The organism is Pseudoalteromonas sp. Ps84H-4 (assembly GCF_024124645.1).
GTDB classification, from domain to species: domain Bacteria; phylum Pseudomonadota; class Gammaproteobacteria; order Enterobacterales; family Alteromonadaceae; genus Pseudoalteromonas; species Pseudoalteromonas lipolytica_C.
The window spans coordinates 1-18,017 of record NZ_JAMXSK010000030.1 but is presented as its reverse complement, the minus strand read 5'-3'; the positions used below and the strand labels follow the sequence as shown (position 1 = coordinate 18,017).

The window sequence follows — 18,017 nt, the reverse complement described above, 5'->3', positions numbered from 1 at the left end:
GCCTGTTTGCAAATAAATCAGTTTATCTGCAAACAATGATATTACTGATTAACGACGCTTAGTTTGTTTAGCGCGTTGATTGTACTTTTTAACCGCCTTACGGATTTGGTTAATTTTAGCACGCTTGTCTTTACGTTTTTCAGGAATAGCCGACAACTTAGTTTGTGTTTCGCGACCTAACTGTACAGTTTTACGTAAATAGTTAACGGTATCTAAATCAAGCTCAGCCCAACCACCTTGTGGTAAACGCTTATCAAGCTCTAACTTACCGTAACGAATACGAATAAGACGAGAAACTTCTACATCTTGCGATTGCCATAAACGACGAACTTCGCGGTTACGACCTTCTGTTAAAGTGACATTGAACCAACGGTTGATACCTTCACCACCCATAGGTTTGATGTTTAAGAATTTTGCAGGACCATCTTCAAGCTCAACGCCTTTTGTTAAAGTGCGTAGCGTTTCGTTAGTCACTTCACCAAACACACGAGCTGAGTACTCACGCTCTACTTCGTAGCTTGGGTGCATTAAACGGTTAGCAAGTTCACCATCGTTAGTAAACAACATTAAACCTGCAGTGTTGATATCTAATCGACCCACTGCAATCCAACGTTCGCCATCAACACGTGGTAAACGATCAAATACCGTACGACGGCCTTCTGGGTCTTTACGTGTACATAACTCACCTTCGGGTTTGTTATACATAAGCACACGACAAATACGCTCAGCTTTGTCTTCAATTTTCACAACGTGACCATCAACACGGATTACATCGCTTGCCTCTACACGATCACCTAAACGGGCAACTTTACCGTTAACACTTACGCGGTTGGCATCAATGTATTTTTCCATTTCACGACGTGAACCCACACCAGCACGGGCTAATACTTTTTGTAACTTTTCAGTTTCTAAATTACTCATTCAGATAGTTCTCTCACAGAAGGATCGCTCAATAACTGGTTGATTTTACTTTCCTGAAGCTCAGGTAGTGGTGGTAATTCATCTAAACCAGCTAATGAAAAATAGTCTAAGAAAGCAGCAGTGGTGGCGTACAAGGCAGGACGCCCCGGCACTTCTTTGTGGCCAACAACTCTTATCCACTCTCTTTCTAATAATGTTTTAATTATCCCTGAGCCAACTGTAACCCCCCGTACTTGTTCAATCTCACCACGGGTTATGGGTTGTCTATAGGCAATCAAGGATAAAGTTTCTAATAGTGCTCTTGAGTATTTCGGTGCTCGCTCTTGCCATAAATTTGCAAGCCAAGGTGCTAAACTTGCACATGCTTGAAACCGATAACCGCTGCCAACGGCAACAAGCTTAATGCCTCGAGTTTGATAATGCGTTTGAATTTGGTCAATTGCATTATTTATGCGTGGCATAGATACGCTTAAATCAGCTAATACTGTCTCTTTTAAATGACGCTTAGACACGGGCTTTCCGGCAACAAAAATCGCGGCTTCTATGATTTCGACTAATTGTTCATCACTGATACGTTTTGCGGCCATTGCAACTAAAGGTCATTTTTACTCACTAACGCTCTATTATGACAGAAGTCGACCAAGGTTGGAAAAAATATTATAAAAAAGCCAGCGTAAAACACTGGCTTTAGGGGTATTTAATAGCTGCTTTATAAAATTAGCTCTTGTTAAGCATCTCTAACGCGTCGTCTTCGGCAACTTCACTGCCATATTTATTAATGTAACTAATAAACTCATTGCGGCTTACACGTTTATCTTTGTTGCTATCCATATAGCCAAAGTGATTTGCAATGTCGTCGTCATCCGCTTCTTCAATAGAAATATAGCCATTTTTATCGTTATCTAACGATTTAAAGTCATTTTCGATTGGGTCAAATTTAGCGATTTCAGCTTTAAATGCTGATTCAGATACCTCACTATCAGTTGCCACCTTGCCTGTATTTAACTGCATGTAAGCATTAAATTCAGTACGGCTGATTTGCTCATCCATATTGGTATCGATATTTGAAAAGTGCTCCCAAATAGCATCGTCGTCAGCTTCTACTTTAGAGATATAACCGTCGTTGTCATTATCTAGGCTGCCAAAATCGCTGTCGATTTTTGCTAAAGAGTTACTCGCAGAACAGGCTGATAGGCTTAATGCTGCTAAAATTGTTGATGCTAAAGTTAACTTTTTCATAAGACATTTCCTTGTAGTCGATTAGATTCACTTCGATTGTTACAAGTTGAATGCCAAAATGCCTTATTGGCTAAAATCAAGCACTTACAACCTAGTTAAGTTAAGGTTAAACCTATGATTTAGCAAGCTTTTCATTAATTACTGTAATTTTTTCATAAAAAAAGCGCTCTAAAAAGCGCTTTTTCAATCTAACTGTAATGTTGCTATTAGATAGCTGCGTTTTGGTAACGCTTAACGAAATCTGTTACTGCTTCGCCATTACATTTTAAAGTATTTAAGTTACCAATTTTTTCACGCACAGGTGTTAAACCTTTTTTAAGTGCAGTGATACAAAGTTGAGTCTCTTTTTGCTCATTTTTAGCAAACACTTCAACAGCAGCCTTTGTTGCAGCTTCTTGTGATTGTGCTTTTTTAGCAATTTCACGGATGTCAGTACCGTTACATAAAATGCTCTTTGAAAAACGTGACATTGAAATGCCATGCTTTGCTGCTTCTTTACGTGCAGCGGTAAACCCTTCGTTCGCACTTAAGCTACATAACTTTGATTCAATACGGTTATCAGCTGAAAAGTAGTGCGGGTTGCTTGCTAATGAGCCAAATGAGATACATGCAAGAGAAAGCATCACTAATTGTTTTTTCATGGTTTACCTTTAAATAGTACATAATATGAACGGGTGATTTGCGCGCATTATATAACCAAAAATAAGTAGATCAACTGAATTATTTATTTAATTTAATTATTAATACTGAGTTAACAATGTTTTTAAAATAAGCAGCAATTGATCAACATTTATTCAATTTGATTTTCGTAATTTGCTCATGAATAAGCCCTATTTTGATGGTAGAATTGCGCTAAACGAATAAACAAAAATTCAGATAGGTAATCCATGAAGGTAATCTCATTTAACATTAACGGCCTGCGCGCCCGTTTACACCAGTTGCAAGCGGTGATTGATAAACATCAACCAGACATCATTGGCTTACAAGAAATCAAAGTGCATGATGAAGCCTTCCCGCTTGAGGATGTACAAAAAATGGGTTATCACGTTTATTTCCATGGTCAAAAAGCGCATTACGGCGTGGCAATGCTATGTAAGCAAGAACCTAAATCGGTTGTAAAAGGTTTTGCAACCGATACAGATGAATCACAACGTCGTATGATCAGCGTAACAGTGACTCAAGAAAATGGTCGCGATCTTACTGTGATGAATGGCTACTTCCCACAAGGCGATAATATTGCCCATGAAACCAAGTTCCCATATAAGCGTCAATTCTATAAAGATCTAATGACTCACTTAGAAGATAATCACACGCCAGAGCAAGATGTTATTGTGATGGGCGACATTAATATTTCACCGACCGATCTCGACATTGGTATTGGAGAGCCTAACCGTAAACGCTGGTTAAAAACGGGTAAATGTTCTTTTCAACCAGAAGAGCGTGAATGGCTAAGCACGTTATTAAACTGGGGCTTTAAAGATACCTTCCGTGAACTATACCCAGAAAAAACCGAACAATATTCGTGGTTTGATTACCGCTCAAAAGGTTTTGATGACAACCGCGGTTTACGTATTGATGTGATTTTAGCAACCCCAGCGCTTGCTGAGCGTTGTGTTGAGTCAGGTATCGATTACGAATTACGTGGTATCGAAAAACCATCTGATCATGCGCCAATTTGGTCAACATTTAACGCATGATAGAGACGATGCAATGGCAGCTCCCTTTGTGGAGCTGTGTGGCTTTAGTGCTTTGGCTAAGCTTTGATAAGCAAAGCGCATCCCAATTATTGGCAACACCAATAAGACAAGTGGGTGTGCTCGCGTGTGCTTTAGTACTTGCAATATTATGGCGCATTAAAGCGGGAATATTGCCGGGCCTCGAATTGCATATATTAGGGGTCACCGCAGTGACCCTGATTTTAGGTTGGCGACTGGCTATTTTTGCAAGCAGCCTTGCAAGTCTACTGCTGGTGTTAGTCGCTCAGTTACCACTGCCCTTATTGCCTGTGCATTTACTATTTACGGCATTTATACCTATCACGCTGAGTTACTTGTGTTTTGTACTTTGCTATAGCTATTTACCAAGACACTTTTTTATTTATATCTTTTTATGCGCATTTTTAACCGCGGCTGTTATCGCTTGTATCAAAATACTTACCAGTGGTGTGTTTTATTACTTATTGGGTGATTACAGTTTTATTGAGATTTCAGAAAACTATCTCATTCTATGTGCCATAATTTGGTTTCCTGAAGCAATGCTCAATGGCATGGCTATTACCTTGTTGATCACCTATCGCCCGCACTGGGTTAAAACCTTTTATGATAAGGACTATTTAGACTCATGAGTCTTCACTATCACTGCCCGCTTTGCAAACTTGAACTTACGCTAACCGATAAAACTTACCGCTGTGACAACAACCATAGTTTTGATATCGCTAAAGAGGGTTATGTCAATTTACTACCCGTGCAAAATAAAAAGTCGAAACAACCGGGTGATAACCTTGAAATGGTGCAAGCACGCCGAGCTTTTTTAAGTGCGGGGCACTACCTTTTTTTACAGCAAGCTTTAGCTGAGTTAGTGGCATCACTTAAACCAAATACAGTAATTGATTTAGGATGTGGCGAAGGCTTTTATACCCAAGCAATAGCAGCGCAATCGAGTGCCGAAGTATATGGTGTTGATATTTCGAAGCCGGCGGTAAAATACGCGGCTAAGCGTTATGAAAATGCAAATTTTAGTGTTGCCTCGATTAGCCAAGCCCCTTTTGCTGACGCATCTGCCGATGTGCTTGTCAGTGTATTTGCCCCCTTATTTGCACAAGAACTTGCTCGACTTGCCAAATCGCAAGGCAGTCTAATTGTCGCAAGCCCAGGACCTTGGCATCTTAAAGAATTAAAAGCGTTTATTTATGCGGATGTAAAACCACATACAGAGATAGAGCCACCAGCAGGATTTAGTAAAGAGTCAATAAACTTACTAGAGCAACAGGTGCTATTACCTGTTGATGAGATTAAACATTTAATTATGATGACGCCGTTTGCTTGGAAGTTTCGCCCAGAGCATTGGCAGCAGATAGAGCGACAAGGCCCACAAAAAGTAACGTTATCGTTTTATGTGAGCCAGTTTATTCGTGATTAAAAGTGTTCTTTTGTGAACGCTTTATCCATCTTTTCGAACATATCTTTTAAAAGTTGAGCTAAATCTGTGTAGCATGGTTTTTCAGTTGTGAGTTGTGACTGATAGCCATGTGCCTTCATTTTACTATGCAGCTCGGTATACCAACTTAACATAGCTGGTTCTAAACGGGTTTGAGCGCGACGACCTAACCACAGCAAGCCTTGAAAAGGTAACGACAGAAAAAATAAAGCGATAGTAATAGCTTGAGGGAAGTAATCACTACCTAAATAGTTTACTTGCATGAACACTGTGAACATAGCCAGAATAGGCATGACTGTAATCGCCAAGTCAGTGGCTTTGATCACTCTGAATTCAGCAAACATTGGAGCTAGCTCTTGTCGCATTGGCCATTTTTTCGCGTACTGACGACCTGTTTGCACTTGTGACATGACACCTTTTTGCATCATCACTCCTCGGGTTTTCATACTGTTTCACAACTGAGTGTAACACACTCCCGGATACAATCCCTGCAAAACCTGTCCTCGTTTTTATAACAATTTATGTCATTGACACTAACGTTAATAGTCTAAATGAGATAAAATGTTATCGGCTTAAGTCAACGAGACTTTAGTATAATTACAGCCCACCTTTGTTAAGTGTAGCAACAAAATACTTATTTACTATACTGGCAAAGAATTCTAATTATCAAGCCTTAATATACACTGACTGATATCGTACTTTTAGGACCTAGCTATGCCAACGCCCCTTTACCCACCACACCATGTTTTAGTACTGAACTGTGGTAGTTCAAGTTTAAAATTTGCCATTTTAGATGCCACCACTTCTGACGAAGTTATTTCAGGTTTAGCTGAGCGCCTTGGCTCACACACGCCTTCAATCAAATATAAATATAATGGTGAAAAAAAGCTGATTGAACTTGCTAAAGGTCAAGCCCACGATGCAGCGATTGCTGAATTGGTTAAGCTAGTCAATAACTTAGGTCTTGCAGATAATTTAATCGCTGTAGGTCATCGTGTGGTGCACGGTGGCGAGCATTTCACTGAATCTGTACTTATCGACGATGATGTACTTGCAGCTATTGAAAAAACAGCGGCACTTGCACCACTTCATAACCCAGCAAACTTATTGGGTATTCGCACTGCAAAGCAAGCGTTCTCAGCGCTGCCACAAATTGCCGTGTTTGATACTGCGTTTCACCAAACCATGCCTAATATTGCTTACTTATACGCTTTGCCTTACTCACTATATAAAGAGCATGGCGTAAGACGCTATGGTTTTCATGGTACCAGTCATTATTACGTTGCTGGTGAAGCAGCAAAATTATTAGGCAAAGAGCGTGAGCAAACCAATGTGATCAGTGCGCATTTAGGTAATGGTTGTTCAGTGTGTGCGATTAAAGATGGTAAGAGCGTTGATACCAGCATGGGTCTGACACCTCTTGAAGGCTTAGTGATGGGCACGCGCAGTGGTAGCATCGACCCGGGTTTATTCACGTTTTTAACTCAGCAACTTAATTATTCAGTGCAAGAAATTGATGACTTACTTAATAAGCAAAGTGGCCTGTTAGGTATTAGTGAATTATCAAATGACTGTCGCACTATTGAAGAAGCCGCTGTTGAAGGTCACCCGCAAGCAAACCTTGCACTCGATATTTTCTGCTACCGTTTAGCAAAACAAATCGCCGCATTCTTAGTGCCTGTACAACGCCTTGATGCACTTATTTTCACCGGTGGTATCGGTGAAAACTCAGATATCATTCGTGACAAAGTGATCACCCAATTAGGCTTTTTAGGCCTTGAGTGTGACGAAGCTGCAAACTTAGCGGCACGTTTTGGTAAAGAAGGCTTAATCTCAAAAGGCCAAGCACATGCTAAAGCGTTTGTGATCCCGACCAACGAAGAATGGGTTATTGCTAACGATGCAGCCCGCATTGCAAAGGAGGGTTAAGTAAATGGCACGTAGAATTATGTTGATCCCTATTTCAACTGGGGTTGGTTTAACATCTGTTTCTGTTGGTCTAGTGCGTGCGCTTGAGCAAAAGGCGCTTAAAGTAAACTTTTTCAAACCAATTGCACAGCCGCGTTCTGGCGATACAGGCCCTGAAAAGTCGACACAAATTGTCACCCATGGCTCACCAATTAATCCGCCTACTCCCTTCGATTTGAGCTATGCAGAACAAATGATTGGTGATGGTAAAGGCGACGACTTACTTGAAGAAATCGTCGAGCGCTTTGAAAACACCATTAAAGAAGATGAAATTGCAATTATCGAAGGTATGGTGCCAACACGTCGTCAGCCTTACGCAGGCCGTGTAAACCGTGAAATCGCGCAAACTCTGGGTGCTGATATTGTTTTTGTTTTAACGCCTAGTAACGATAGCAACGACCAAATTGAAGACCGTTTAGAAATCGCCTCAGGCAACTATGGCGGTGTTAACCACCCTCGCGTGTTAGGCTGTATTTTCAATAAAGTTAATGCACCTTTAGATGACGAAGGTCGTGCCCGTGCTGACCTTGTTGAAGCCCATGAGCCTGAACAACTTGAAAACGAATTAAACCGTTTAGCATCGCTGCCTATTTTCAGAAAGCACCCATTTAAATTATTAGGTTCAATCCCGTGGGATTTCGACCTAGTAGCGCCGCGTGTGCGTGATTTATGTGAATACTTAAAGGCCGAAGTTATTAACGAAGGCGACATGGCTCACCGTCGTTTACGTCGCGTTACTTTCTGTGCCCGTACCGTATCGAATATTTTAAGCCACTTTACCCCAGGTGCATTACTGGTCACTCCGGGCGATCGCTCTGATGTATTAGTTGCCGCTTGTTTATCGGCTATGAATGGCACCAAGCTTGGGGCTATTTTATTAACCGGTGGCTTTAAGCCGGAAGATCGCATCATGAAATTATGCGAACAAGCGATGGATACCGGCCTGCCAATTCTTGCAACACAAGAAGATACGTGGCGCACGTCTTTATTACTGCACAACTTCAATATGGAAGTACCGTGTGATGATGATCAGCGTATCGATAAAGTAAAAGATCACAACGCCAGCCACATTGACTCTGATTGGTTAGACAGCCTAGCGCAAAGTGTTGGGCGTACTCGTAAAATGTCTCCGCCAGCGTTTCGTTTCTTACTAACAGACAAAGCTCGTCAAGCGAATAAAACCGTTGTTTTACCAGAAGGTAATGAGCCACGCACAATTAAAGCTGCGGCAATTTGTGGCCAACGTGGCATTGCAAAAACAATCTTACTTGGTGACAAAGAAGAGATTTTACGTATTGCTGAGCAACAAGGTGTTGAGCTTAACGATAACGTAACTATTGTTGAGCCAGCGGATGTGATCAACGATTACGTTGCGCCTATGGTTGAAATTCGTAAAAACAAAGGCTTAACAGAAGTGGTTGCCCAAGAGCAATTACTTGATAACGTGGTGCTTGGCACTATGATGCTTGAACAAGGTAAAGTAGATGGTCTAGTGTCGGGTGCGGTTAACACCACAGCGAATACGATTCGCCCACCGCTACAGTTAATTAAAACTGCACCGGGTTCATCGTTGGTATCGTCAGTGTTCTTTATGTTGTTACCTGATCAAGTTCTGGTTTACGGTGACTGTGCTATCAACCCTGACCCAACAGCAGAGCAACTGGCCGATATCGCGATCCAGTCAGCTGATTCAGCGGCTGCGTTTGGTATTGAACCTCGTGTTGCAATGATCAGCTACAGTACGGGTACTTCGGGTTCAGGTGCTGACGTAGAAAAAGTGCGTGAAGCCACTAAACTTGCCCAGCAAAAGCGCCCTGATTTAGTGATTGATGGTCCGCTTCAGTACGACGCTGCAATTATGGAAAACGTAGCAATTAAGAAAGCACCAGACAGCCCGGTTGCAGGTAAAGCAACGGTGTTTGTATTCCCAGATTTAAATACCGGTAATACAACCTATAAAGCCGTTCAACGGAGTGCCGATTTAATTAGTATTGGCCCAATGCTACAAGGTATGCGTAAGCCGGTAAATGACTTGAGTCGTGGTGCATTAGTAGACGATATTGTTTACACCATTGCCCTTACAGCGATTCAAGCTAAGCAAGTTGAAAGCTTAGAAAATTAACCCTTCAAAATTTAGGCTAATTTATAAAACCCTTATAAATTAGCCTATTACCTTCTTTATACTGACCTATTCCCATATTTATCCACAGAATCTGTGGACAACCTCAACAGCGATATTGAGTAAAACCTCAGCAATCAAAATTATTGCGCTTTATCTTAACTTTGTTTACCTATACTATAAATTCAAAGGCTTCAAAGATAGGATCGCAGATGTCAAAACAAACGTTACAACTTCATAGTGAAGAACTTACCATTCATAGTTTAGATGTCGATGCAACGATTGACCCTGCCTTACTCCAACAAGCTATTTTCTTTATTGCAAAAACCGCCGATGAGCTATCAATTGTATGCCCAAGTTCCTTTTCAATAGACAGTTTAGATCAAGAAACTGATTGGCTAGCACTTGAAGTGATTGGCCCTCTTGGCTTTTCTTTAACGGGTATTATGGCGAACATTTCTGGTGTGCTTGCTAAAGCGTCAATTTCGATTTTTGCTTTATCAACGTACGATACCGATTATGTCTTGGTGAAAAAGCAAAGCATGGCAAAAGCCATTACAGCACTTAGAAAAGACGGTTACCATGTGATAGGTGACGTTAAATAAGCCATGAGTATCGACGTTCAATATTTGCCTGAGCGCAGCCTAAGAAAAGCGCGTTGTATGGCAATCAAAAGCCCTTTTACAGGTCGTGTTAAAAGTATGGCTGAGCACCCAGAGCCTTTTTTTAGGTATGCCACCGTTGGTCCTGGGATTTGTGTAGAACTAACGAGCCACAATATTATCGCTCCTTTCGATGGCACACTATTACAAGTTAAAAATGCAGGAAAAGAATATATTTTACAGGCCAAAAATGGTTTGAAAATATTATTAAATTTATCGTTTTCATCTATAGAAGAGCATATTAGCCACACCAACATTGCTAAGCTAAATGGCAGTAAAATTAGCCAAGGTGAGCGATTAGCCTATTTTGACCTACGCGAGCTAAGCAGCCCTATGCTAGGCACAGTTTGCGTGCTCAACAGCCATAATCTTGGCCCCCTTTATTATTCACTATCTCAGGTCATTGCTGGGGTAGATACTTTACTCACTGTAACTAAAAAGTAGAATTTATGACTATCATGTATGGTATCAGCAATTGCGATACAATTAAAAAAGCGAAAAAATATTTATCTGATAATAATCAAGAGTTTACTTTCCATGATTACCGTAAAGACGGCATCAGTGCAGAGCTAGTTAATGAATTTGCAGCGCATATTGATTGGCAAGATTTAGTTAATAAACGCGGCACAACTTATCGCCAGTTATCTGATGAACAAAAACAAAATCTCGATAAAGAATCAGCATTAGCATTATTAGTTGAGCAACCTGCGATGATCAAGCGCCCGGTACTTGTGCATAATGGCCAATACCACTTAGGTTTTAAAGCAGCTCAATACGATGAGATTTTTGCCTAATGACTCACGCTGTTATTGAACTTGCTCAAGCACTTATCCAGCGTGAATCAGTGACCCCTGAAGATGCTGGTTGCCAAGCGTTAATGAACGAGCGCCTTGAAAAACTTGGCTTTAATATTGAATCACTGTTTTTCACTGATACCTTAAATACCTGGGCTCGCAAAGGAAACACATCACCGCATTTTTGTTTTGCTGGTCACACAGATGTTGTACCAACAGGTCCTGAAAAAAATTGGCAGCACCCGCCTTTTTCGGCACTGGTAAAAGACGGCATGCTACACGGACGCGGTGCAGCCGATATGAAAGGCTCCTTAGCAGCTATGGTTGTTGCCACTGAGCGCTTTATTGCAAAACACCCAGATCATAAAGGGTCTATCTCATTTTTAATTACATCAGATGAAGAAGGCCCGTTTATCAACGGCACAACCCGTGTTATTGATACCCTTGAAGCCCGTGGTGAGAAGATTGATTTATGCTTAGTTGGCGAACCATCGTCGCGAGATAAACTGGGTGATGTAGTAAAAAATGGTCGTCGCGGCTCATTAACAGGCTTTTTAACCGTTAAAGGTGTACAAGGTCACGTTGCTTATCCACATTTAGCACAAAACCCAATTCACTTAGCTGCACCGGCGTTAACTGAACTTAGCCAAACCGAGTGGGATCAGGGTAACGAGTTTTTCCCTGCAACAAGCTTTCAAGTTTCAAATATAAATGGTGGCACCGGAGCTGGCAATGTGATCCCAGGCGAGCTCGACATTCAATTCAACTTTCGCTTTAGTACCGAAGTAACCTATCAACAGCTACAACAAAGAGTTGTTGATATTGTTGAAAAACATAACCTTGATTATGAACTAAGTTGGATTGTTAATGGACTACCGTTTTTAACCGATCACGGTCCGTTAGTTGATGCTACAGTTCACGCTATTAAGCAGGTAACCGGACGCGACACAGCGCTTGAAACCACCGGTGGTACATCTGATGGCCGTTTTATTGCGCAAACAGGTGCCAAAGTTATTGAGCTGGGCCCTCGTAATGAAACCATTCATAAAGTAAACGAATGTGTTAGCACAGATGATTTAATTCAGCTTGCAGATATTTATGAAATCATTTTAGAGCAACTGCTTACATGAACCAAACCGAGCTTAAAAAATGCGCCACAGGGTTAAGTAGCTCACATTTAGTTGGGCTACAAAACCACCGCTTGCATGGTGATATTGTCGATGACTTTTTAGCCCTTCAACAAGGCGCGAAAGAAGCAGGTATTGATTTGGCGATAGCCTCAAGCTTTCGCGATTTTCATCGTCAAAGTGCTATTTGGAATGCTAAATTTCAGGGTCTTCGCCCAGTTTATACTCTTGAGCAAAAAACGGTAGACTTACAACGTTTAACTGATACTGAAAAGTGTCACGCGATTATGCTTTACTCTGCACTACCGGGGGCAAGCAGGCATCACTTTGGTACCGACCTCGACATCTACGATACCCGCCCTATTGACGATGATTACCAGCTGCAATTAACACCTGATGAGTATTCAACCACAGGACCATTTACTAAGCTTGCGGTATGGCTTGATAATAACCTTGAAAAGTATGGTTTTTATCGCCCCTATCAAGAATATAAAGGCGGGGTTGCCCCTGAGCCTTGGCATATTAGCCATATCAGAGCTTCAGCAAAGATGATGCAGTATTTGTCAGTTGAAACATTACAGCAATGTATTGAACAAAGTGAGCTTAGCGGCAAACAAGCGATTTTAGCTGAACTTAACACGCTTTATGAACGCTACGTATTAAATATCAATGCCCCTAAATCTAAAGACTGCGCTTTTTAGCCATTAAAAACACCAAAACAGCGCCAAGAATTAAGGCGCTGGCTATTATTAAACGCGTTGTCAGTTGCTCATCTAAAAATAGCCCCCCCGCTATTGTAGCAAGCACTGGGACTGTTAGTTGTACCACACCCGCTTGGCTACTTTTTAGTTTTGGTAGTGCAACATACCAAATACTGTAACCGACTCCTGATGCAAGTGCTCCTGAGGCTACAGCTAAGCAAATCCCTGTAGCTGAGACTGCTTGCCAATCTAAAGCAGCTACAAGGACTAAAATTGGCACAAGTATTAAACTTCTTAAAAAGTTAAAACTAGTTGCTTGCAGCGGTGATCTGCATGATTTTCCACGAATGCTATAAATTCCCCACGCTACGCCACTTATTGCCATAAGCATAGCGGGTAAAAAAGAGGGCACTGTTGCAGAGGGCAACATTAAATAAATAAAGCCAGCAAAGGCTACAAACAACGCCCCCCACTGCACTTTACTAAGCGGCTCTTTGTTAAAAACACTGTGGCCTATCATAGTCAGTTGCACCGCAGAAAATAAAATAAGTGCGCCCGTGCCGGTATTTAAATCAACGTAGGCAACTGAAAAGCAGAGCGCGTAAACAAATAAACTAAGCGCACTAATATTGTTACCTTTATCGGTTAAAGGTTTAGCTGTTGGCGATTTTGTTCGCCTTAGCTTTATTTGCCATAAAAGTAAGCCAAGCAACATAAACGCCCCACTGGCTAAGCGAATAGCAGTAAAACTTAACGGATCAATATCACCACTTTGTAATGCCATTCGGCACAGCAAAGAGTTAGCTGCAAACGCACAAAGTGCAATCAAGGTATACAGTATGGTGCTCAACAAATGAGTTATCCTTTTGGTTTTAAAAAAGATAAGACCTAAAATTAGACAATTAACTTACGATTTTTTACATAATTTATCATAGAAGGTTAAGCCGCGTATGCTAATCTGAGTACATTGTTTAAAAGGAGTGTTCAGTGCATCGACGTTTATTTATTGGAGCTGCTCTACTGTTATCTGGTTGCAGTACCATAGGTATTACTGATCTATTCCAAGATTATGCGACGCAGCTAAGACCTGTGCGCCAAGCTGTTTCTCAAAATAACATAGCAAGTGCGCAGCAACTTTTGCCAAGTAATAGCCGCGGCCATAGTAACTATTTATTGAATCAGCTTGAAACAGCCCGTCTTGAATTTTTGGCTAAACAAAATTCTCAGGCTAATGAGACCTTTGAAGCTGTTTATCAAAATATGGAAAAAAAACGTCAAGCAGCCAAAGTGCAACTGAGCGCAGGCCTTGAACAAACAAACTCATTATTAACCAATGACTCAGTGATTGGTTATGAGCCTGCAGCCTATGAAATGACCATGCTGCATAGCTACAAAGCACTGAGTTATGTATTTGATAAACAACTTGAATCTGCATTAGTTGAAGTTAGACGTGCAAATAAAGTGCAAGAAGATGCGCTAAAAGACAACCAAGCTGTACTTGATCAACAAGCAGAACAGGCAGCCGAAGGCTACCCTGATATGGCCGAGCTAATTGGTAATGTCAAAAATGGCTTTCAAAATGCCTTTACGTTTTATTTGTCTGGCCTACTTTATGAGGCAGATAAACAGTTTGATGATGCCTATATCGACTATAAGAAAGCACTCGAAATAAATAGCGAAAATAGCTACTTACAGCAAACAGTGTTACGCCTTGCCAAAAAACAAGGGTTTGATCAGGACTTTGAAGAATTTAGCAAACGCTTTGGCAAGCTAAAGCAGACGCAAGCAAACACGGGACAAGTTATTGTAATTGCAGAGCAAGGGTTAATACCAGCAAGGCAAGAGTTTCATTTACGATTACCCATTTATACCTCCCGGGGTGATGCACGCTTTTACAGTATTGCCATGCCAGTTTATCGCGATGCGCCCTATGCGGGCAGTAATAAAACAGTGACTCTTGATGGCGAAAATTTGCCACTGACGCCCATTGTTAGGCTTGAAGCACTGGCAGCAAAAACTTTGAAAGATCAAAGTGCTGGCAGAATAACCCGTCAAGTAATGCGTTTGGTAGCAAAAGAAAAGATGCGCGCAGAATTGGCAAGAAGCGGCGGCGATGTCGGTAATATTTTAGCGAATATTTATAACATAGCATCAGAGCAAGCTGATACGCGAAGCTGGTCGACTTTACCAAGTCAACTGAGTATTGCACAGCACGCGATGTCAGCAGGTCAGCACGCTTTAAGCGTGCCGGGACATGGCGAAATAGACTTTACGGTTAGTAAGCAAGGGTTAACCTTGATTTTCCTAACCTCTATAAATAACTACTACGACACACATGTTGTACAACTCTAGGAGCAATGATGAAATACTTAGTGCCACTATTAACCATTTTACTTGTTGCGGCTTGCTCCTCACGCCCTACCACTTCTGGCATTGGTGTTGAGCAGGCATCACAACAGTATAACCAACAACTGATTGTTAATAACCCTGAACTTGGCAAGAAATTAGCCATTACAGATGTAAAAACACGCCAAACAAATGGCTTAACCGATGTTGTTGTGACACTGGCAAGCCAGTATAAAAAGTCTCAATACTTACAATATCAATTTACTTGGTATGACGCTGATGGCTTTGTTATTCGCGGCAACCATTCACCTTGGCAACCCATTACATTATTTGGATTTGCTAAGACCCAATTACCGGGCCTAGCCCCGACAGCAAATGCTGTCACCTTCTCGCTTGCAGTGCGTGAAGTGTCAACAGAAGCACAAGAATTTGAAGATTAAGGATACTACAATGAAATTACTTTCTGTTAAGTCGGCTGCGGCCGTTGCAATGACAAGCGCTTTGTTGCTGTCTGGTTGTGCTAATAAAGCCGTTGTTAGCTATGGTGATGCGCAAGCTGTTGAAACCACAGATATCAATTTTGGCTCAACGGATCTACAAAAAGTAGCAAGCCAAATGACAGACTCGTTACTTGCTTCACCTGTGGTTGGCACCATGACAGCAAATACTCGCCCTATCGTGTTTGTTGAGCGTATTAAAAACAAAACGAGCGAGCACATTGATACTGAATCAATCACCGATTCGATCTCAACACAGTTATTACGCAGTGGTAAGTTCCGCTTTGTTGATATGACCCGTGTTGAAGCTGTGCGCGAACAACTTAATTTCCAAAACGTCGATCCACTTGTCGATCCAAATACCGCTATCGCTTTTGGCCAGCAAGTTGGTGCGCAATATATGTTATACGGCAACTTATCGAGCATTGTTAAATCAAATGCTGACAAGGCTGATGTGTATTACAAATTCACCATGCGTTTAATGGATTTAAAAAGCGGCCTAGTTGAATGGGCTGATGAAACTGAAATCCGCAAAACACGTGAGAAATCAACCTTTGGCTGGTAGTCAGGAGGGGTTATGAAATACCTAGTAGCAATCCTAGCAAGCTGTTTATTACTGAGCTCGCCTAGTTATGCTGACTATCAGCGTAACAAAGCAGTACCAGTACAACAGGTGTTATTTGGCTCAGTACAATCAGTACGAACCATTACCGAACAAGAACTGGTCAGAGACAGAACCAATGGCTGGGAAACCTTTGGTGGTGCGCTTATTGGCGGTGTTATCGGTAATCAGTTTGGTGGCGGCAGTGGCCGCACTGTAGCAACCATTTTAGGTTCGATGATTGGTGGCTCTGTTGCTCACAACCGCCAACAAAACAGTCGCGTCATACAATATCAGCTCGTTGAATTGATGATCAAAGTAGAAAGCGGCGAACAGTTTATGGTTGTGCAAGACAAAGACAACCAAATGCTGTTCAACCAAGGTGATAAAGTACGTTTGGTGTACCTCACCGATAACACGGTGCGTGTTGATAAAGCTTATTAAAAAAGCGAGCCTCGGCTCGCTTTTTTTAACTTTGTCGATAATCAGCGAAGAATCGCTGCATCTTACTCATGGCTTCTGTTAAATCATCTTTGTTTGGTAAAAATACCAATCTGAAATGATCAGGATCAGGCCAATTAAATGCGCGACCATGCACTAATAAGATTTTCTCAGCTTTGAGTAAGTCTAAAATCATGCGCTCATCGTTTTTAATATTAAAGTGCGCCGTATCCACCTTCGCAAATGCGTAAAGTGCCCCTTTAGGCTTCTTACAGCTAATACCATCAATGGCATTTAAACCACGCCATGCAATATCACGCTGAACGTACAGCCGACCACCTGGGTTTATCAAGTTATCGATTGACTGCACACCGCCTAAAGCTTGTTGAATAGCATACTGAGCAGGCACATTGGCACATAAGCGCATGGATGCCAGCATATCTAGGCCACGACTTAAATCTTCCATCATGCTAGTACGACCGCTTAACACCATCCAGCCCATACGCAATCCTGCCGCGCGGTACGTTTTTGCTAGGCCATTAAAGGTGATAATTGGCACATCATCACACAGCGCACCAATCGAGCTGTGGCTGACACCGTCATACAAGATTTTCTCGTAAATCTCATCGCTCAGTAACAATAACTTGTGCTCACGAGCAATATTGATAAGTTCCATCAACAGATCATCGCTATACACCGCACCGGTTGGGTTATTCGGATTTATAAGCACCAACGCTTTAGTCTTTGACGTGATCTTCGATTTAATATCAGCAATATCAGGAAACCAATCTTGTTCTTCATCACATAGATAATGCACAGGGTTACCCCCTGCTAATTTAACCGAAGCTGTCCATAGCGGATAATCCGGTGCAGGAATAAGCACTTCGTCGTCATTATCAAGTAATGCTTGTGTGGTCATTTGAATTAATTCGCTGACCCCATTGCCAATATAAATATTATCGACATCAAGATTAAATAAACCTCGTTGCTGATAGTGTTGATAGACAGCCACACGGGCTGAGTAGAGGCCTTTAGAGTCACAGTAGCCTTGGGCTGAATATAAGTTACGAATGATATCTTTGTGCATATCTTCAGGCATATCAAAGCCAAAGGCAGCAGGATTGCCAATGTTTAGCTTTAATACTTTTTGCCCTTCGTCTTCCATTTTTCGAGCTTGTGCAAGCACAGGCCCACGTATGTCATAACAGACACCGTCTAGTTTGTGACTCTTTTTGATTTGTGACATGGTTACCTCTACTAATTAGCCTTAAGACTAACCCAGTACGGGGCCACCACGCCAGAGGATTTTTGCGGTTATCGCGAATTCAAGTCCGAAGTGCACCACTCGCTAAATTAGGCTGCTTTGCGTAATTCATCGAATATTACCGCTGGTTGCCTAAACCCTAGACATTTTCTCGGCCTCGCATTGAGCGCCTTTTCTATGT

At 41.7% G+C, this 18,017-nt stretch carries 21 protein-coding genes; 14 read left to right on the top strand and 7 right to left on the bottom strand.

The window, feature by feature from the left end; genetic code table 11:
* Positions 1-48: 48 nt before the first annotated feature.
* From rluB to NH454_RS19705, 4 genes are all read right to left on the bottom strand, one after another.
* Positions 49-921 (bottom strand): 23S rRNA pseudouridine(2605) synthase RluB, encoded by an 873-nt coding sequence (gene rluB / locus NH454_RS19720; protein WP_253040040.1) that lies wholly within the window; start codon positions 919-921, stop codon positions 49-51.
* A complete protein-coding gene (gene scpB, locus NH454_RS19715; protein ID WP_135925105.1) occupies positions 918-1,508 on the bottom strand; it encodes an SMC-Scp complex subunit ScpB in 591 nt (196 codons plus the stop codon). The genes rluB and scpB overlap by 4 nt, the downstream gene beginning before the upstream one ends.
* A gap of 130 nt (positions 1,509-1,638) precedes the next feature.
* Positions 1,639-2,160 (bottom strand): EF-hand domain-containing protein, encoded by a 522-nt coding sequence (locus NH454_RS19710; RefSeq protein ID WP_135925107.1) that lies wholly within the window; start codon positions 2,158-2,160, stop codon positions 1,639-1,641.
* A gap of 206 nt (positions 2,161-2,366) precedes the next feature.
* Positions 2,367-2,801 carry an exonuclease III gene (locus NH454_RS19705; protein WP_135925109.1) on the bottom strand — a complete coding sequence of 145 codons (435 nt, stop codon included), beginning with the start codon at positions 2,799-2,801 and terminating at the stop codon, positions 2,367-2,369.
* Positions 2,802-3,047: 246 nt separating this feature from the next.
* On the opposite strand from NH454_RS19705, the gene xthA reads away from it, so the two are divergent.
* The 3 genes from xthA to NH454_RS19690 are packed head-to-tail and all read left to right on the top strand — an operon-like array spanning position 3,048 to position 5,298.
* Positions 3,048-3,857 (top strand): exodeoxyribonuclease III, encoded by an 810-nt coding sequence (xthA, locus tag NH454_RS19700; RefSeq protein WP_054552965.1) that lies wholly within the window; start codon positions 3,048-3,050, stop codon positions 3,855-3,857.
* Positions 3,854-4,504 (top strand): energy-coupling factor ABC transporter permease, encoded by a 651-nt coding sequence (locus NH454_RS19695; RefSeq protein WP_135925113.1) that lies wholly within the window; start codon positions 3,854-3,856, stop codon positions 4,502-4,504. Before xthA ends, NH454_RS19695 begins: the two co-directional genes overlap by 4 nt.
* On the top strand, positions 4,501-5,298 hold the full coding sequence (locus NH454_RS19690; RefSeq protein WP_253040038.1) for a putative RNA methyltransferase: 798 nt from the start codon (positions 4,501-4,503) through the stop codon (positions 5,296-5,298). The genes NH454_RS19695 and NH454_RS19690 overlap by 4 nt, the downstream gene beginning before the upstream one ends.
* On the opposite strand, the gene yfbV is transcribed toward NH454_RS19690, so the two are convergent.
* A complete protein-coding gene (gene yfbV / locus NH454_RS19685; RefSeq protein ID WP_138557370.1) occupies positions 5,295-5,741 on the bottom strand; it encodes a terminus macrodomain insulation protein YfbV in 447 nt (148 codons plus the stop codon). The two genes, NH454_RS19690 and yfbV, sit on opposite strands and share 4 nt — an antisense overlap.
* A gap of 289 nt (positions 5,742-6,030) precedes the next feature.
* Here yfbV and NH454_RS19680 point away from each other — a divergent pair, with 289 nt between their 5' ends.
* From NH454_RS19680 to NH454_RS19650, 7 genes are all read left to right on the top strand, one after another.
* Positions 6,031-7,245, top strand: a complete 1,215-nt coding sequence (locus NH454_RS19680) for an acetate kinase (RefSeq protein ID WP_253040037.1) — start codon at positions 6,031-6,033, stop codon at positions 7,243-7,245.
* A 4-nt stretch (positions 7,246-7,249) separates the two neighbouring features.
* Positions 7,250-9,406: a phosphate acetyltransferase gene (pta, locus tag NH454_RS19675; protein ID WP_105180785.1), complete on the top strand. Its 2,157-nt coding sequence runs from the start codon at positions 7,250-7,252 to the stop codon at positions 9,404-9,406.
* A gap of 209 nt (positions 9,407-9,615) precedes the next feature.
* Positions 9,616-10,008 (top strand): ACT domain-containing protein, encoded by a 393-nt coding sequence (locus NH454_RS19670; RefSeq protein ID WP_253040036.1) that lies wholly within the window; start codon positions 9,616-9,618, stop codon positions 10,006-10,008.
* Between the two features lie 57 nt (positions 10,009-10,065).
* Positions 10,066-10,509: a PTS glucose transporter subunit IIA gene (locus NH454_RS19665; protein WP_235382508.1), complete on the top strand. Its 444-nt coding sequence runs from the start codon at positions 10,066-10,068 to the stop codon at positions 10,507-10,509.
* Positions 10,510-10,514: 5 nt separating this feature from the next.
* Positions 10,515-10,859, top strand: coding sequence for an ArsC family reductase (locus tag NH454_RS19660; RefSeq protein ID WP_199526709.1), 345 nt, complete (start codon positions 10,515-10,517; stop codon positions 10,857-10,859).
* On the top strand, positions 10,859-11,989 hold the full coding sequence (gene dapE / locus NH454_RS19655; RefSeq protein ID WP_199526710.1) for a succinyl-diaminopimelate desuccinylase: 1,131 nt from the start codon (positions 10,859-10,861) through the stop codon (positions 11,987-11,989). The genes NH454_RS19660 and dapE overlap by 1 nt, the downstream gene beginning before the upstream one ends.
* A complete protein-coding gene (locus tag NH454_RS19650) occupies positions 11,986-12,687 on the top strand; it encodes a M15 family metallopeptidase (protein ID WP_253040035.1) in 702 nt (233 codons plus the stop codon). Before dapE ends, NH454_RS19650 begins: the two co-directional genes overlap by 4 nt.
* On the opposite strand, the gene NH454_RS19645 is transcribed toward NH454_RS19650, so the two are convergent.
* A complete protein-coding gene (locus NH454_RS19645) occupies positions 12,668-13,537 on the bottom strand; it encodes a DMT family transporter (RefSeq protein ID WP_253040034.1) in 870 nt (289 codons plus the stop codon). The two genes, NH454_RS19650 and NH454_RS19645, sit on opposite strands and share 20 nt — an antisense overlap.
* 137 nt (positions 13,538-13,674) lie before the next feature.
* Here NH454_RS19645 and NH454_RS19640 point away from each other — a divergent pair, with 137 nt between their 5' ends.
* Genes NH454_RS19640 through NH454_RS19625 form a run of 4 tightly spaced genes read left to right on the top strand, consistent with a single transcriptional unit; the run spans position 13,675 to position 16,575 of the window.
* Positions 13,675-15,039, top strand: a complete 1,365-nt coding sequence (locus tag NH454_RS19640) for an adenine DNA methylase (RefSeq protein WP_253040033.1) — start codon at positions 13,675-13,677, stop codon at positions 15,037-15,039.
* An 8-nt stretch (positions 15,040-15,047) separates the two neighbouring features.
* Complete coding sequence (locus NH454_RS19635; protein ID WP_054552954.1) at positions 15,048-15,473, top strand: YcfL family protein; 426 nt, start codon at positions 15,048-15,050, stop codon at positions 15,471-15,473.
* 10 nt (positions 15,474-15,483) lie between these two features.
* Positions 15,484-16,095: a penicillin-binding protein activator LpoB gene (gene lpoB, locus NH454_RS19630; protein ID WP_054552953.1), complete on the top strand. Its 612-nt coding sequence runs from the start codon at positions 15,484-15,486 to the stop codon at positions 16,093-16,095.
* Between the two features lie 12 nt (positions 16,096-16,107).
* The gene (locus NH454_RS19625) at positions 16,108-16,575 is read left to right on the top strand and encodes a glycine zipper 2TM domain-containing protein (RefSeq protein ID WP_063704626.1); all 468 of its coding nucleotides are present in this window, start codon (positions 16,108-16,110) and stop codon (positions 16,573-16,575) included.
* Positions 16,576-16,600: 25 nt separating this feature from the next.
* On the opposite strand, the gene NH454_RS19620 is transcribed toward NH454_RS19625, so the two are convergent.
* On the bottom strand, positions 16,601-17,818 hold the full coding sequence (locus NH454_RS19620; protein WP_063704625.1) for a pyridoxal phosphate-dependent aminotransferase: 1,218 nt from the start codon (positions 17,816-17,818) through the stop codon (positions 16,601-16,603).
* Positions 17,819-18,017: the final 199 nt, after the last annotated feature.